The following is a 16,204-nucleotide window of genomic DNA, read 5'->3' on the forward strand; positions in this document are numbered from 1 at the left end:
AACACTCACCTCTTAGTCTCCGTTGATCCTCTCATTGGATGCGTCTAACGCTCCCGAGGTCATAATATCATCAAGTGTCGTATTCTTATAATAGTAGCGGTATACATGTTTTGCCGCCATAGCGGCGTTGGATGACGAATAGCCATTTGGAATGTTGACGGTTACGGCAATTTCCGGATTCTCATAAGGAGCAAAGGAAACGAAAAATGCGTGGTTTCCTCTCTTCTCGGTCTCCTGGGCCGTACCTGTCTTTCCTGCTATATGGACATCCAGGTTATTGAAAATACGTTTGGTACTGCTGTTTGCGATAACCTGTCTCATACCCTGCTGCACCGCATCCCATGTGGAAGGGGCAAATTCAAGCTGGGCGTGAACCGCCGGAGTGTAATCCTTCACCAGGTTGCCCTTGGAGTCGGTTTCCTTGTCGATCAAGCTTAAATCAAAAACAGTTCCTCTGTTGGCCAGAGCCGTCACATAGCGGGCGAGCTGGACATTTGTATAGTTGTGAGTACCCTGTCCCATTGAGGAACGCTCCGGATCGGTGTTACTGATCTCAGGCTTCGCTTCAAAAATTTCAATTCCGGAAGGCTGATCCAGGCCGAACATCGTTGCGTATTTCCGGATTACCTCAAGGCCTTTTTCGGCGTTGTAATTCCCTTCTTCATCGAGAGACAGCCTGTGGGCCAAATCCGAGAAAAAGTAGTTACAGGAATTTTCGATACCGCCGATAATATTTAACGGGCCATGGAATCCAGGATACTTCCAGCACTTGATTGGATTGCTCACCTCTTCGTAAATACCGGTACAGTTGATAGTCTCATCGATTCGGATGGCGCCCTCTTCCAGGCCTGCAACGGCTGTAATCGGTTTAAAGGTGGACCCCGGTGCCTTCAGTGTCTGGGTTGCATTGTTTCTAAGCGGCAGAGACTGGTCCGAATTGAGCTGTGCAAAGTATTCCGGATCGGAAATCCGGTTGCTGTCGTAGCTTGGATACGTAACGAGGGCCATAACCTCTCCCGTGCGGACGTTGGTGACGACACAGCTCGCCGTACAGGGATCGAGAGCCAGCTGGGCCGGTGTAATCTCGATATTGCGTATCTTGTTCATCAGGAATTCAAAGGCATATTCATCTCCGCTGGAACGGAGGCGGCTTACCTCCTCCTCATCATAGGCCAGCACATTCTGGGAATAGAGGGCAAGGCAGAGTTCTTTTCCCGTCACAACATTGTTGTTGATCAGGTAGCGGTAAATCTTTTTCGTGAACTCGCGATCCTCCTCCAGGTTCTGGAACACATAGTCCACCAGGGCGGAGAATACGTCATCGGCGTTGGAATACTTGCTGGTAATATTAAGCTTTGTCGTATCGATCCAGTTGCTGGCAATACCGTAGTAGAGGTAATCCCTCAAACTGATGGCATTGTTCTTCCATGCCTGGTACTCCGCGCTCGTCGTATCGATGGAATCCCTGAGGACAACACCCGCCTCGTCACTGGCAAGATAGGTGTAGATGTAAATCATGTACGCCTGCATCTCTTCCGATAAATCCCGCATCATTGTGGCATTCCCGGACATGAGTTCATTTCTGATATCGTTCTCAACCCTGGCCCTGGCGTTCAGATACTTTGCATTGATCTGGCGCTCCACATCGGAGGCTTCCTCGGATGCAAACTGATCTAAGGACAGGACATTGTTGTTGATTAACTGGAAATAAGCGTCTTTAATCGGCAGTTTGATATTGGAGGAGTCGGTGTAAACAATCTCGCTCGCTTCCTGATTGACAATCGTCTTCAGAAGCACACCGGCAAGCTGCCGCTCCAGTATGTTGTAGATTGCCTTCTGTAAATCGAGATCCAGCGTCAGCCAGATATCATTGCCGGCCACGGGCTGGACTTCATCCGTAATATTCAGTATTCTTCCCACATTGTCTACGTAGGCGGTCTGGGAACCTTTCTTGCCCTTGAGTTCCAGCTCCATTGAAGACTCAATACCGGTTCTTCCGACGACATCGTTGAGCTCGTAATCGTCGTTGACCTGTTTCAGTTCTTCCAGACGTTCCGTCGTAACTTTTCCGGTATAACCTACAATCGGAGCAAAGTAAAGACTCTCATTGTAGACGCGGATGGTGGATTCATCGATGTCGACGCCCGGCAGGACAGACGAGTGCTCCAAGATGTCGGTCATCGTCTCGTCGCTGATATTTGTAGCGATGGTGGTCGTCTCGTACTTCTGGAAAGCAGTAAAACGCATCGTGTACCGGATGTTAATCATCTGAAGGGCGATATCGTCCGGGACCTCTATCGGGTCGCCGTTCCGATCCTTTGTTTCCTCCAGCTTATACTGCTTCTTTAATTTATCAAAAAGTTCTCTGGCTGTGACGTCTGCGGGTGCATCGCCATCCTTATCCGTCAGTTCGTCCACACTTTTAAGACCGTATAGATCTCTTAAAAACCGCTTTCTGGCTGCCTCTGTCTTTGTGGAATAGGCCACTTCTCCATCGTGGTCTATCATAAGTTCAAGGCTTCCCTGGGCGGTTTCCCCGTGTTTGTTCAGAATCGTCACCAGTTCGTAAAGCATACTGTTCCAGTCGGCATCTTTCTTAAAGGCTCCGATATCCTGTATGGTAACGGAATATGCCAGCTCATTATAAGCCAGGACATTTCCGTTTCTGTCGTAAATATTGCCCCTTGTACTTGCTGTCTTTATTACTTTTTCTGCCAGGGCTATATAGGCATCCTGATACTCTTCTCCCTCAACGATCTGCAGCTTGAACAGCCTGCCGACCAACACGCAGAACATGATTAAAAAGACTGCGGACAGGGCGAAGAGACGGGAAGTAACCACTTTTTTGATCAATTCTTTTAAAAACTCTTTCAGGTCATCAAACAAGATTCTTGTCTCTCCTTTGCTCCCACGCCTTCAGTTTACGGTATATGAATAAGAAGAAATGGTAAACAATCAGGGTGGTTACGGTTGTAAAAATGATTTCCGGAATCATGATTTTTATAAAATAATGGCCGAAATTCAGCCTGTTTCTGATGAGAAAGCGGAAAATATAAATGTACATATTATATGCCAGATCGTTGACGATACTGAGCACAAGAGGCAGGGTGATATAGTCCTCATAATAGTACTTTGTGCAGATCCCGTTCAGGTATCCCATGTTGATAAAAAACAGGGTGTAAAAACCAAACGGGCCGCTGTAAAAAAGATCCATAAATAGCCCTGCTATCAGCCCATACAGCATACCGGCTTCCTTACCCTCGATAAAACCGAAGATAAATACGGTGATCAGGAGCAGGTTCGGCGCAGAGGACAGAAAGGCAATCTGCGGAAACACGCAGATTTGGATCGTAAACGCCAGGATGAGAAGTATTATATTAATCAGTACTTTGCGCATCTTCATCTCCCCCGTTTTTCAGTTGGGTGATTACCAGTACTTCCTGGAGGTTGTCGAATTCCGCCACCGGAACAATATAGCCCGATTTTGTGACATTGTTGGCATCTGTGGCCAGATCGGCGGCATATCCGATCAGAATTCCGGGAAGGAAAACATCACTGATATTGGAAGTGACAATCTTATCACCGTTCTGGATGTCGTCGTCCTTTTTAATATGATCAAGACCGAGACGGCCTTCCTGATACAACGTCAGGTTTCCGGACACGTTACAGGTGGCGCCGGAGCGCATGGACATACCGCCCACATTGCTGTCGTCGTCGATAATCGCCCTGACGGTGGCGTAATTGGCTCCCACATCGGTGACAATACCCACCAAGCCGCCTCCGGCCATGACGTTCATATCCACCTTGATTCCGTCGGCAGAACCTTTATCGATCCTGAAAATCTGGAACCAGTTGCCGGAATCTTTGGCGATGACGCGCGCGGCTACCTTTTCATACTGCATGTAGTCCTGATCAAGCTGGTAGAGTTCCCTCAGACGTTCCAGTTCAAACTGTTCCGACTGCAGGCGGTTGTTCTCTTCCGTGAGCTGCTCAATCCGTTTGGCAAGACGGGCGTTCTCAGCCTGGGCCTCCTTCAGGGAGGAATAGTCCCTGATATTATTGTAAAGACTTGTCCCCACCGTGTTCATACCGGATTGCAGAGGTACAAGAAAGTATCCGACGCCGGTCCTCAGCGGTGTAAGAAAACTGCTGTTTATGGACGTTACGGCAATCAGCAGGATACAAAAAGCAGACAGTCCTGCCAGGATATATTTGCTCTTCTTCATAGCTATATAATTCCCCGTTCTTTAAAACTGAAATAAGAATTATCTCCAATGATAATGTGATCCAGAAGCCGGATTCCAAGAAGCGCTCCCGCCTCCTTCACCTGTGCAGTCAGTTTCCTGTCTTCACTGCTGGGAGCAGGATCTCCGCTGGGATGGTTGTGGACCAGTATAATATGGACTGCATGGTGACGCAGCGCCTCTATAAACATCTCTCTGGGGGAAGCAACCGACATGTTGACAGTGCCCCGGAATATCAGTGAATCCTTAATCAGTACATTTTTCGTATTCAGCATCATCAGATGCAGTTCTTCCTGTTCCATATGGCGCATATCTTCCATATAGAAGCCGGAAATAGCGGACGGTTCGGTGAAAACGACCGCTTCTTCGGTGACCAGTGTCTTCCAGATACGTCTGGACAGTTCACCGATACATAATAATTCGATTCCTTTGACCTTGCCGATTCCCCTGATGGCCATAAGCTCGGGGAGGGACAGGTGGAGAAGTCCCAGGATTCCGCCCGGATAATTGATATCCAGTATTCTCCTGGCCAGCTCCAGGGAAGTCTCCCCTCTGGCGCCGGTTCTCAAAATAACAGCCAGTAATTCCGCATCGGTAAGGCCTTCCGGTCCCGATGCCAGGCACTTTTCATAAGGTCTGTCCGAATTGGGCAGCTCTTTCATCGTAAGTCGTCTTTCCATAATATCCTCCCAACCGTGCCTCTCCAAGTACAGTGTAAGGATAACAGCAACGAAAAGTACACTCAGACCAGACGATATGTAATCACTGCAATAATCACGCCGACAATGCTTGCCATCGTGATTCTGATTGTCAGGCCGAACGTGATGACAAGAATCCCAAAGTTGAGGACAACCGGTTCGGTCAGCCCGAATGTCTCACCGAAATTCAGCCATGTCAACCACGGAATACCGGAAGCCAGATTCCCGATAAAACCGCCAAGCACAATTCCCGTCAGCAAAAACAACAAAAGGATCCAGAAGTTTTTTGCTCTGCTCATATCTGTTCGTTCTCTCCCTTATATCCGGTTAGCAACTATTCACATATATGGATAATTGAACCGATTCTTCTTATTGTAGCATAAACCGGCCTGCCTGTATACATTGGGAGGACCAGTTTTTTATTAAAGATTTATTAATGGAATTGAAAAATTTTGGCGCGGAGGGGGTGGATGGACGGGGAGTGATAGGTGGTTGAGGGCTTCAGTCCGTGGGGAGATTGGTGTAAACGGGGAATACGGGCAGAAAGCAATTCCTCCGGGAAACGCTTGCGCTCGGTGGAGTGCATATCAGTACTAAGGCGTCTGAAATACGCCGCCTAAGTGCTGATGGACTCCAAGGTTCCCTGCGGAATTGCTTTCTCCCGTATTCCCCCCCTCTACTGCGTCGAACGGACTGAAACCCGCGTAGACTATGCCCGTCCATCCACCTCGCCTTCCACTATGATGCCGCCTTTTTCAAAGGAAAAGCCCCCCCCCTGTCGCCGCCACTGATCGCCTCTAATCAGCCAAAATATTTTATTTTTACTCTTCTAAAAAGATTTGTTATTAAGGCACTCTCCTGAACGATAGGGACGAAAGTCTCTATTCCTTAATTATAGACAAGTAGTGGCCGCTCCAATACCTCTCCCCTGAAAAGAATTAGAACAGTCAGCGGCGGCAGGCCGTTTTGGGGTGGCGGTACACTGCGGCGTCTTCAGTCCCGGCAAAAATCTTCCCCACCCGCGACAACCTGCAAACCGGGACTGAAGACTCACTCATTCCCTCTCACCACCCAACCCGGCCACCCCATCCGCGTTCTTATTTTTCAACAATCCCCGCCTCTGTCAGTTTTTGAAGAGACATAAGGATCCCAAGTTTCGCATGATACCAGGTCAGTCCGCCCTGGAAAAATACGGAATACGGCGGCTTGATCGGCCCGTCGGCAGACAGCTCGATGGAGGAACCCTGGATGAATGCTCCGGCTGCCATGATGACGGGGGAATCGTAGCCGGGCATGTCCCAGGGCTCCGGCGTTACGTAGCTGTCTACGGGGGCGGCGGCCTGGATTCCCTGGCAGAATGCGATGACTCCCTCTGGTTTTCCAAAGGTTACGGCCTGGATGATGTCATGGCGGGATTCCGTTCCGTTTGGAACAACGGGAAAGCCCAGCTTTTCATAGATATTGGCGGCGAATATTGCTCCTTTTAATGCCCCGGCCACTACGGTTGGAGCCAGGAAAAGTCCCTGGAAAAGAGACTGGTTAACACCCAGGCTGGCGCCTACTTCTCTTCCAAGACCAGGTGAACCGAGACGGTAGGCCGCCTTTTCGATGCACTCCCTGGTACCGGCAATATAGCCGCCGATGGGGGCAAGGCCGCCGCCCGGATTTTTAATCAGGGAACCGACTACCATATCGGCGCCCACATCGCTTGGCTCGATGCGCTCTACAAATTCTCCGTAGCAATTGTCGACCATACAGATAAGATCCGGCTTGATACCTTTGACAAAGGCAATCAGTTCTCCGATTCTCTTTACCGAAAGCGTCGGCCTTGTAGCATAACCCTTCGACCGCTGAATCGTTACAAGTTTCGTCTTTTCACCGATGGCGGCTCTGATTCCGTCGAAATCAAAACTTCCGTCGGGAAGGAGATCCACCTGGCGGTAAGTAATTCCATATTCCTTCAGGGAACCGTTCGACGGCCGGATGCCGATCACTTCCTCAAGTGTATCGTAGGGTTTTCCAACCGGAGATAAAAGTTCATCACCCGGGCGCAGGTTGCCCGCAAGAGCCGTATAGAGGGCATGGGTCCCGCAGGTGATCTGAGGGCGCACCAGGGCGTCTTCCGTATGGAAAATATCGGCGTAAACCTGTTCCAGCGTCTCTCTCCCCAAATCGTTGTAGCCATATCCCGTCGTACCTGCAAAATGGATATCACTGACCCTGTTTTTCTGCATTGCGGCGATTACTTTTAACTGGTTATATTCCGCGTTTTGGTCTATCTCCTCAAAGCGCTCTTTCAGTGAGGACTCCACCTCGTTCCCGAAATCAAGCACTTTCCGGCTGATTCCAAGGCCTTCATACATCTCTTCTAATTGCATTGTCCTGTTCCTTTTTCCTTTCACTGCATGTCGTCTGTACTGTTTGCTGCATTATTTTCATAACATGCATTCTGTGTATTAGTATTATCCCGTCCCGTTTCCATATGGTACTCGGATATGATATGATCAAGCACTCTCTCCCTGTCGTTGTCAAAGTCGGGCAGGTTCAGCCACCGTACGCCGCGTTCCCGTTTAAACCAGGTGAGCTGGCGTTTGGCAAAATGGCGCGTATCGCGTTTCAGGATGTAAACCGCCTCCTCCAGGCTGCAGTTGCCATCCAGATAATCGAGGATTTCCTTATAACCGAGGCCCTGCATTGAAACCATCTGTTTTGTCAAACCCATGGCCTTCAGGGATTTTACTTCCTCCACAAGGCCGTTTTCCATCATCTGGTCCACCCGGCGGTCGATGCGCTCATAGAGCACGCTCCTGTCGGTATTGACGACATAGTAGAAAAACTGGTAGGGAGATTCTTTACTGCGTTCTTCTTCATTGTGGGCAGATATTTTTTCACCTGTCTGCCGGTAAAATTCCAGGGCGCGGATCACTCTCTTTATATTGTTTTCATGAATAGCGGCAGCCGACTCCGGATCGGCCTGTTCAAGCATCGCATGGAGAACGGCCGGGCCCTTTTCCCGGGCAAGGGTTTCCATCTCTTCCCGGAAGGTGCCGTCCTCCTCGGTTTCCGTGAAATCGATGTCATACAGAAGAGCCTGGATATAAAATCCCGTTCCTCCGGCAATAATCGGCACGGAACCACGTGAATAGATTTCCTCCAGCGCTTCCTTTGCTTTTTTCTGGAAGGTCACCACATTGAATTCTTCCGAAGGATCCAGAATATCAATCAGGTGATGGGGGACTCCACGCATCTCCTCTTTCGTGACTTTTGCGGAACCGATATCCATATGGCGGTAGACCTGCATGGAATCTGCACTGATAATCTCTCCTCCTATCCGCTCAGCGAGACGGACGGACAGGGCGGTCTTTCCTACGGCCGTAGGGCCTGTAATGATGATTAAAGGTTTCTTCATATGATAGTTTTCCTGTATATGGGGTAGTTTTGTTGATAGGAAACAGACCCTTTCGAATGCTGTCTGTTCCGGGATGGTTTCACGGTAACGCCTCACCAGGTTGACATAATTATATTATGTCAACCTGGTGGCGGTTTCTATACAATGCGCTTGAATTTCTTTTCCAGTTCATACTTGCTCATGGTAATGATGGTCGGTCTGCCGTGAGGGCAGGCGTACGGATTTTCCAGTTCCAGCAGTTCGTCAATCAGTTTGTCGGCTTCCATGGCCGACATTGCGTGGTTGCCTTTGACCGCCGCCTTGCATGACATGGAGGCAATCTTTTCATTGATAATATCGGGCGTGCCCTGGTCGACTCCATCGGTCAGGCCGTCTATCATCTCCATCAGCAGCTCTCTTTTTGCAATGGAAAAAAGATTGGCGGGAACTGCCCTCACCGCATACTCTTTGCCGCCGAAATGCTCAATCTCAAATCCGACCGATGTGAAATGATCCATGTATTTCTTAAGCATCAATTCCTCGTTTCCTGACAGGGTCAGGATAATCGGAGGATTAATTAACTGTGAAGTGTACTCTCGCTTTTTCAGCGAGGCGATTGTCTTCTCATAAAGAACCTTCTCATGGGCCGCGTGCTGATCGATAATGTAAAGATTGTCATGAAACTGCACCAGCCAGTAAGTGTCGAACAGCTGGCCGATCAGGATGTGCTCGGAGCGGGCCTGCTTTGTGAGCAGTTTTTCTTCGAATAAATCAAGCTGCTTTGGCGCGGCCTGTGACAGGGTGTCTGCCGCCGCTGTCTCTGCTTCAGGGCGCAAATCGGAGGGTGAATCCGATCCGGTATTTGGTTCCGGATCAATATTCTGCTCTGGTCCGATACCGTGTTCCGATTCAATCCCGGTATCCGGCTTTGCGGCAGAGAAAGAAACGGGGGCGTCCGGCCGCCCTGAATAGGGGGCGGTTTCATCTGCAATCACGGGTGTCCTTACGGAGAGCAGATCCCTGATATCCTTTCCGGTCAGACCGGAAGAGCCAGAAGGCCTGCCGCCCGCTTCCGGCGCAGCCTGCTCACTTGCTGCTGCTTCGTGGGCGCTTGTGAGATCCGAGGCTGCCGCTGATTGAATCAGGGACTCCGCCTGCAGTCTGCGTTTTTCAAAGGGCTCAGGCCGGTTTTCCCTGAAAATAACGGGTTTGAGTCCCCTGGATGATGGGACGCCGTAAGGCATTCCGTCCTGTGTCCGGCCGTTCCCATAAGACCCGCCTATGCCACGGTCTTTCCCTGTTTCCTGGTTTTCAGCATTCTTCCCGCCAAACGGGTTTACACCAGGCAGTTCGACCTGCGGGATCAGTTCTTTTTGCGACAGGGCCATTGAGATTGTATGGTACACCATCTTATAGACCATCTCCCCATCCCTGAAGCGCAGCTCCATCTTGGCCGGATGGACGTTGACATCCAGAAATTCCGGCTCAATCGTAAACTGGAGCATGGTAAAAGGGTATTTGTGCTGCATCATAAAAGGCTTGTAGGCATCTTCTATCGCTTTGTTGATAAGACTGCTTTTGATATATCTGCCATTGATAAAATAGTTTTCATAATTGCGGTTTCCCCTGGCAATCAGGGGTTTTCCGATATAACCTTCCACCTTCACCGGATCCGCCCCCGACTCCACCGGAAGCAGATTAGCCGCAATCTCGCGGCCGAATATGGTGTAAACAATATCCTTCAGGTTGTGGTTCCCCGAGGTATGGAGCTTGCTCTGTCCGTTCTGGATGAGTCTGATGGAAATCTCGGGATGTGACAAGGCGATTTTCTCCACCAGATCGGCCACATGGGCGCCCTCCGTCATCGGGGTTTTCAGGAATTTTCTTCTGGCGGGCGTATTGTAGAAGAGGTTTCTCGCTATGAAGGTAGTTCCCTCCGGAGCGCCCACCTCTTCCAGGGAAATTTCTTCTCCGCCCTCTATCTGATATCTGGATCCCGACATGCTTCCCGTCGTCTTTGTAATGAGTTCCACCTGGGCTACGGAGGCAATGCTCGAAAGAGCCTCACCCCGGAACCCTAAAGAGGCCACGGTAAATAAATCTTCCACCGTCCTGATTTTACTCGTCGCGTGACGCAGGAACGCAAGCGGAATCTGCTCTTTTGGAATTCCGCAGCCATTGTCCGTAACGCGGATCATGGAAAGGCCGCCGTCGCGTATCTCAACGGTGACCGCCGTCGCTTTGGCATCGACGGCATTCTCAAGAAGTTCTTTTACAACGGAGGCAGGGCGTTCGATCACCTCTCCGGCCGCTATCTGGTTAATCGTATTCTGATCTAATACTTGAATGTTTGCCATCGTTTCGCCTCCTTATACTAATGCTTAATGCCGATTATTACTGTTTGCTGCTCCATCTGTTTCTCAGACGTGACTGCATCTTGTCGAGGGTGGTCAGGGCGTCAATAGGAGACATTTTGTTAATCTCAAGCTCCATCAGCTCCTTGATGATGTCATCCTCGCTCACCGTATCAAAGATAGACATCTGAAGCAGATCCACCTCGTCCGGTTTGCTCAGCTTCTTCCTGACCGCGATTCCACAGCCGTTCTCGGCTATTTCCTTGGCACGGGCGGTGATGTCGGCGTCGCTCAGCTCTTCTACCAGCTCTTTGGCGCGTTCGATGACCGGATCCGGCACACCTGCCAGCTTGGCAACCTGGATGCCGTAGCTCTTGTCCGCCCCGCCTTTTACAATTTTTCTGAGGAAAACGATATCGTCTCCCTGCTCCTTGACGGCGATGCAGTAGTTGTTGACTCCGCTCATCGTGCCTTCCAGTTCCGTCAGCTCATGGTAATGAGTGGCGAACAGGGTTTTGGCTCCCAGAATCTTGGTGTTGCTGATATATTCCACGACGGCCCAGGCAATAGAAAGACCGTCAAAGGTGCTCGTTCCGCGCCCGATCTCATCCAGGATGAGAAGGCTGTTCCTGGTCGCATTCCGTAAAATGTTGGCGACCTCGGTCATCTCAACCATGAAGGTACTCTGGCCCGACGCCAGATCATCGGATGCGCCGACTCGTGTAAAGATTCTGTCGCAGAGACCGATATCGGCATCGTCGGCCGGAACAAAACTGCCGATCTGCGCCATCAGCGTGATCAGGGCAGTCTGTCTCATATAGGTGGATTTACCTGCCATGTTGGGTCCCGTGATGATGGAAACACGGTTTTTCCCATTGTCCAGATACGTGTCGTTGGCCACGAACATGCCGCCCGACATCATCTGCTCCACCACCGGATGACGGCCGTTTTTAATATGGATAATGCCCTTCTCATTGATTGCCGGCTTCACATAATTATTTCTCACCGCCACTACGGAGAGGGAGGCCAGGACATCGATAAGGGCGACGGCATGGGCTGTCTGCTGGATTCTCTTTACTTCCCCGGCAACGCCGTCTCTGACCTGGCAGAACAGTTCATATTCCAGGGAGTAAAGCTTGTCCTCCGCCCCCATAATCACGTCTTCCAGTTCTTTTAAACGGTCCGTTGTGTACCGCTCCGCATTAGTGAGCGTCTGTTTCCTGATAAAATAATCGGGTACCTGTTCCTTGAAGGAGTTGGTGACTTCAAAATAATAACCGAAAACTTTGTTATATTTGATCTTCAGGTTTTTAATGCCCGTCTTTTCTTTCTCCGTCTGTTCCAGTTCAGCCAGCCATGTTTTACCCTCCGTCTTTGCATGGCGCAGACGGTCCGCCTCCTCATGGAAGCCGTCTTTTATGATGCCGCCGTCCCGGACCGATATGGGCGGATCGTCGACGATCGCGTCGTCAATCAGCTTTTTCAAATCCTCCAGAGGATCGAGCTGCTCTTCTGTCTCCTTCAGCATCCCGGCGCTGAATTCCTTCAGGATGTGTTTGATATGCGGCAGCATTTCAAGGGAATTCCGAAATGAAATCAGGTCGCGCGGGTTAGCCGTTTTATAACTGATACGCCCTAAGAGGCGTTCCAGATCATAGATCGGATTCAGATATTCACAGATTTCCTCCCTGGAAATATAGTTCATATTCAGCTCTTCAATCGCGTTCTGGCGTTTCAGGATTTCATCTTTATTGATCAGCGGCTGTTCCACGAAGGAACGGAGCATTCTGGCTCCCATAGCCGTTTTCGTCTTATCTAATACCCAGAGCAGGGTTCCTCTCTTCTGCTTTTCGCGCAGGGTCTCAATCAGCTCCAGATTGCGTCTTGTGGAAGTGTCGAGCATCATAAACTGCCCCGTCGTATAGGGGGTGATTCTCGTCAGGTGATCCAGCGAGTTCTTCTGTGTCTCATAGAGATACTGCAGCACGGCCCCCGCCGCGATAGTGCCCGTCTCGTAGTCGTTCAGGCCAAGACCTTCCAGGTGCTCTACATGAAAATGATCCCGCAGAAGTTTTCTGCAGAATTCATCAGAAAAGAACCGATTATCCAGATCCGAAATAACGACGCGCAGTCTGTTTTTCAAATCATCTAAATCGATTCCCGACATGTAAAATGCTTCATTGCATATAATTTCAGAAGGAGAAAATTTGTAAATCTCATCGATCAGGTTCCGCTCCGATTTGACCTCGGTCACCAGATAATCGCCGGTGCTGACATCGGCTACGGAAATTCCGAATACGCCGTCGGTGTACACAATGCCCATCAGATAATTGTTCTTCGACTCTTCAAGAGCCTGGGAGTTGGTGATGGTGCCCGGCGTAACGACGCGGATTACTTCCCTCTTTACAAGCCCCTTTGCGGTTTTCGGGTCTTCTACCTGTTCCCCGATTGCCACCTTATAGCCCTTTTGGACGAGCTTGCTCAAATAACCTTCAAGCGCGTGATAAGGAACGCCACACATAGGTGCGCGTTCCTCAAGTCCACAGTCTTTTCCAGTTAGTGTAATTTCCAGTTCCCGGGATGCCGTTAAGGCATCCTCAAAGAACATCTCATAGAAATCTCCGAGTCTGTAAAAAAGAATACAGTCGGGATATTGTTTTTTAGTCTCCAGATACTGGGTCATCATTGGTGAAAGCTGTGTCACGTTTTAACCTCTCTTCTCTTATCTTACAATAAGCGGATCCGTCGGATCCCATGTCTGCTCAAAGGAGAGCGGAACCAGTTCCGGAACGTCGAACGGTGATGCCACATTCGGGTCCTCGTAGATTGTAACCGCTGTACCAAGTGCACAGTTATCGTAAATCCATTTAGAGTTTTCTGCGGTTAATCGCACGCAGCCGAGAGATCTTGTAACACCCAGGCCGTTGTAGCCAACCGTCATCAGAGCGTTGATATCCGGTGTCTCATAGGTAATGGAGTGTAACAGGAAGCCCTGTGTGATTCTCGTTGCATACTGTGTGTATGTATCATTTACCATCAGTCTCCAGCGGTATTTCTCAGGAGTGTAAAATGTTCCGATCGGTGTATCGTCACCTACGGATGTCAGCATCGCCTTCACCGGAATGATATATCCGTTGCTTCCGTCTTTTGCATAGACAGTCAGGCAGTTGAGGGTCTTGTTGACCTTCAGAAGATAGCTGCTCTGCTTTCCAATCAGCGGTTCCACATTCTGTACAAGGCGGCCGTATGAATCAAAGTAGAACTTATAACCGTCCACATACTGCCATCCCGTCAGGGCGCGTCCGTCTACAAAATAGTAGCGGGCATGGTCGTTGGATACCCAGCCGTTGTAGTTTGTTCCGTCCTCATTCACCAGAGTGGTTGCATTCTCGGCGAGAACAAGACGGCTCGAAAGAGGCGTTATATAACGCATGGCGTCGCTCACAGGTCCCTGGGCTCCCTTCGGCACAAGTATTACCTCAATGCCGAGAAGTTTTTCACCGATATCGCTTGTACCGGCTATCTGGCCGTTCATGGCCCAGCCCATCTTGCCCTGGCCGGATGAGGTGGCGCTGTAATAAACATCGTACATACGCTCCGCATCACCTGTCAGCTGAATCTGGAATGCCTCAACATAGTTACCGTCTCCCGGAACGCCTGTCAGGCCACCGTCGTGATACCACCACAGGAAACCGCCAGTATTCGTGTAGGCGCGGTAGGATACTCCGCCGATTCCATCGAAGTTTTTAAGATCCATGGAGAAGGCAGTAATATCGCCGGATGATTCAAAGGTATAATTTACTGCCACATGAAGAGAGGTATCCTCCACCGCGGGCTGTTCTGTGCCGGCCTGTTGCTGATGTCCTGCGGCAGTGGTGCCGCCCGGTCCGAAACCGGCATTGTCTGTGTTGCCTGTTGATGCCGATGGAGCGCCGGCTTCACTTGCAGGTCCTGCATATGCCGTAAAGCTTCCGCCGGCGAGCATAAACGCCGACATGGCAACTGCAAGACCTTTATAGTGCTTTTTCATAGAAAATTTCCTCCTTATTTATCCTTAAGAGTGTCCTGGGGGCCGTGATGCAGGCTGCCCATATAATAAAAGCCTTTGGACTGCTCAAGGTATACATTAACAATCTTTCCAATCAGATCCCTGCTTCCGGGGAAGTGGACAATCGTATTGTTGGAAAGCCGCCCGGTGAGATAACCCTCTTCGTGATCATCCGGTTCTTCCACCAGGACCTCCTGAACCGTGTGAAGCTCCCGGCCGCATACCTGGGCCGAAATCTCCTGGACCTCCTTCAGAAGGCGGTCAAAACGGTTCTTCACCGCTTCCTCCGGTACCTGTTCTTCCATCGCCGCAGCCGGAGTTCCGGTACGTTTGGAATAAATAAAGGTGAATGCGCTGTCATAGCGCACGGTTCTCACCACATCCAGAGTCTCCTCAAAGTCTTCTTCCGTCTCTCCCGGGAAACCTACGATGATATCCGTGGTCAGGGAAATATCCGGGATGGCTGACCTAATCTTCTCAGCCAGTGTGAGGTACTGCTCTTTCGTGTACTTCCGGTTCATCAGATTCAGGATACGGCTGCTTCCCGACTGAAGGGGAAGGTGCAGATGACGGCAGATTTTCTTCGAGTCCTTCATCACCTCAATCAGCTCGTCCGACAAATCCTTCGGATGGGACGTCATAAAACGGATTCTTTGAAGGCCCTCAATCTGTTCCACTCTCCTCAGCAGCTCGGCAAAGGTGATGGGATGCTCCAGGTTTTTACCATAGGAGTTGACGTTCTGTCCGAGAAGCATGATCTCAACGACTCCGGTTTGTACCAGAGACTCGATCTCGCGGATGATGTCCTCCGGATTTCTGCTGCGCTCCCGTCCCCTGACGTAAGGGACAATGCAGTAGCTGCAGAAATTGTTGCAGCCGAACATGATATTGACTCCCGATTTAAACGGATATTTCCGCTCAGCCGGAAGGTCCTCCACAATCCGTTCGGTGTCCTTCCATATGTCTATTACCATCTTCTTCCCGTCAATTCTTTCGGAAAGAAGCTCCGCAAGCTTGTAAATGTTGTGGGTGCCGAAAATAATATCGACGAAACGGTAGCTCTTCTTAAGTTTCTCCACAACTTCGGGTTCCTGCATCATACAGCCGCAGAGGCTGATCATCATGTGGGGATTCTTTTTCTTCAGGCTGTGGAGGTAGCCCAGACGTCCGTAAACACGCTGGTTGGCGTTCTCACGGACCGTACAGGTATTGTAAAGAACAAAATCAGATTCTTCGTCCGTCCCTTCCGCAAAGCCTGCTTCCAAAAGAATTCCCATCAGTTTTTCCGAATCGTGGGCATTCATCTGGCAGCCGAATGTGGAGATAAAGCAGGTCATCGGCCTTCCGAGCTCTTCACTCTTCTTTGTGACCCACTGTCTGCACCTGGCGATAAAATACTGCTGTCTGGCCGGTTCCGTCTCCGGAGGCAGACAGGAAAGGTCAATATTTTCGTAATCTATTGAAGTCATAAA

At 50.1% G+C, this 16,204-nt stretch carries 11 protein-coding genes; all 11 read right to left on the reverse strand.

Features of this window, described 5'->3' with window-relative positions; translation table 11 throughout:
- Positions 1-12: 12 nt before the first annotated feature.
- Positions 13-2,886, reverse strand: coding sequence for a penicillin-binding transpeptidase domain-containing protein (locus EJL91_RS02465; RefSeq protein ID WP_125140374.1), 2,874 nt, complete (start codon positions 2,884-2,886; stop codon positions 13-15).
- Positions 2,879-3,397 (reverse strand): rod shape-determining protein MreD, encoded by a 519-nt coding sequence (mreD, locus tag EJL91_RS02470; RefSeq protein WP_125140375.1) that lies wholly within the window; start codon positions 3,395-3,397, stop codon positions 2,879-2,881. Before mreD ends, EJL91_RS02465 begins: the two co-directional genes overlap by 8 nt.
- Positions 3,378-4,226 carry a rod shape-determining protein MreC gene (mreC, locus tag EJL91_RS02475; RefSeq protein ID WP_125140376.1) on the reverse strand — a complete coding sequence of 283 codons (849 nt, stop codon included), beginning with the start codon at positions 4,224-4,226 and terminating at the stop codon, positions 3,378-3,380. Before mreC ends, mreD begins: the two co-directional genes overlap by 20 nt.
- 2 nt (positions 4,227-4,228) lie before the next feature.
- Positions 4,229-4,924, reverse strand: coding sequence for a RadC family protein (gene radC, locus EJL91_RS02480; RefSeq protein ID WP_125140377.1), 696 nt, complete (start codon positions 4,922-4,924; stop codon positions 4,229-4,231).
- A 62-nt stretch (positions 4,925-4,986) separates the two neighbouring features.
- Complete coding sequence (locus EJL91_RS02485; RefSeq protein ID WP_125140378.1) at positions 4,987-5,241, reverse strand: DUF4321 domain-containing protein; 255 nt, start codon at positions 5,239-5,241, stop codon at positions 4,987-4,989.
- A 798-nt stretch (positions 5,242-6,039) separates the two neighbouring features.
- The gene (locus EJL91_RS02490; protein WP_125140379.1) at positions 6,040-7,320 is read right to left on the reverse strand and encodes a methionine gamma-lyase family protein; all 1,281 of its coding nucleotides are present in this window, start codon (positions 7,318-7,320) and stop codon (positions 6,040-6,042) included.
- A gap of 20 nt (positions 7,321-7,340) precedes the next feature.
- A complete protein-coding gene (gene miaA / locus EJL91_RS02495; RefSeq protein WP_125140380.1) occupies positions 7,341-8,351 on the reverse strand; it encodes a tRNA (adenosine(37)-N6)-dimethylallyltransferase MiaA in 1,011 nt (336 codons plus the stop codon).
- A gap of 137 nt (positions 8,352-8,488) precedes the next feature.
- Positions 8,489-10,687: a DNA mismatch repair endonuclease MutL gene (gene mutL / locus EJL91_RS02500; protein ID WP_125140381.1), complete on the reverse strand. Its 2,199-nt coding sequence runs from the start codon at positions 10,685-10,687 to the stop codon at positions 8,489-8,491.
- A 37-nt stretch (positions 10,688-10,724) separates the two neighbouring features.
- The gene (gene mutS / locus EJL91_RS02505; protein WP_206429463.1) at positions 10,725-13,370 is read right to left on the reverse strand and encodes a DNA mismatch repair protein MutS; all 2,646 of its coding nucleotides are present in this window, start codon (positions 13,368-13,370) and stop codon (positions 10,725-10,727) included.
- 36 nt (positions 13,371-13,406) lie between these two features.
- Positions 13,407-14,714, reverse strand: coding sequence for a L,D-transpeptidase (locus tag EJL91_RS02510; RefSeq protein WP_125140383.1), 1,308 nt, complete (start codon positions 14,712-14,714; stop codon positions 13,407-13,409).
- Positions 14,715-14,728: 14 nt separating this feature from the next.
- The gene (gene miaB, locus EJL91_RS02515; protein ID WP_125140384.1) at positions 14,729-16,201 is read right to left on the reverse strand and encodes a tRNA (N6-isopentenyl adenosine(37)-C2)-methylthiotransferase MiaB; all 1,473 of its coding nucleotides are present in this window, start codon (positions 16,199-16,201) and stop codon (positions 14,729-14,731) included.
- Positions 16,202-16,204: the final 3 nt, after the last annotated feature.

This window comes from Clostridium transplantifaecale (genome assembly GCF_900626075.1).
Classification (GTDB): domain Bacteria; phylum Bacillota; class Clostridia; order Lachnospirales; family Lachnospiraceae; genus Otoolea; species Otoolea transplantifaecalis.

Bases quoted from the DNA above. Each gene is read 5' to 3' on its own strand.
- miaB (WP_125140384.1), bottom strand. From the start codon at position 16,201: ATGACTTCAATAGATTACGAAAATATTGACCTTTCCTGTCTGCCTCCG.
- EJL91_RS02490 (WP_125140379.1), bottom strand. From the start codon at position 7,320: ATGCAATTAGAAGAGATGTATGAAGGCCTTGGAATCAGCCGGAAAGTG.
- mreC (WP_125140376.1), bottom strand. From the start codon at position 4,226: ATGAAGAAGAGCAAATATATCCTGGCAGGACTGTCTGCTTTTTGTATC.
- miaA (WP_125140380.1), bottom strand. From the start codon at position 8,351: ATGAAGAAACCTTTAATCATCATTACAGGCCCTACGGCCGTAGGAAAG.
- mutL (WP_125140381.1), bottom strand. From the start codon at position 10,687: ATGGCAAACATTCAAGTATTAGATCAGAATACGATTAACCAGATAGCG.
- EJL91_RS02510 (WP_125140383.1), bottom strand. From the start codon at position 14,714: ATGAAAAAGCACTATAAAGGTCTTGCAGTTGCCATGTCGGCGTTTATG.
- mutS (WP_206429463.1), bottom strand. From the start codon at position 13,370: ATGATGACCCAGTATCTGGAGACTAAAAAACAATATCCCGACTGTATT.
- radC (WP_125140377.1), bottom strand. From the start codon at position 4,924: ATGGAAAGACGACTTACGATGAAAGAGCTGCCCAATTCGGACAGACCT.
- mreD (WP_125140375.1), bottom strand. From the start codon at position 3,397: ATGCGCAAAGTACTGATTAATATAATACTTCTCATCCTGGCGTTTACG.
- EJL91_RS02485 (WP_125140378.1), bottom strand. From the start codon at position 5,241: ATGAGCAGAGCAAAAAACTTCTGGATCCTTTTGTTGTTTTTGCTGACG.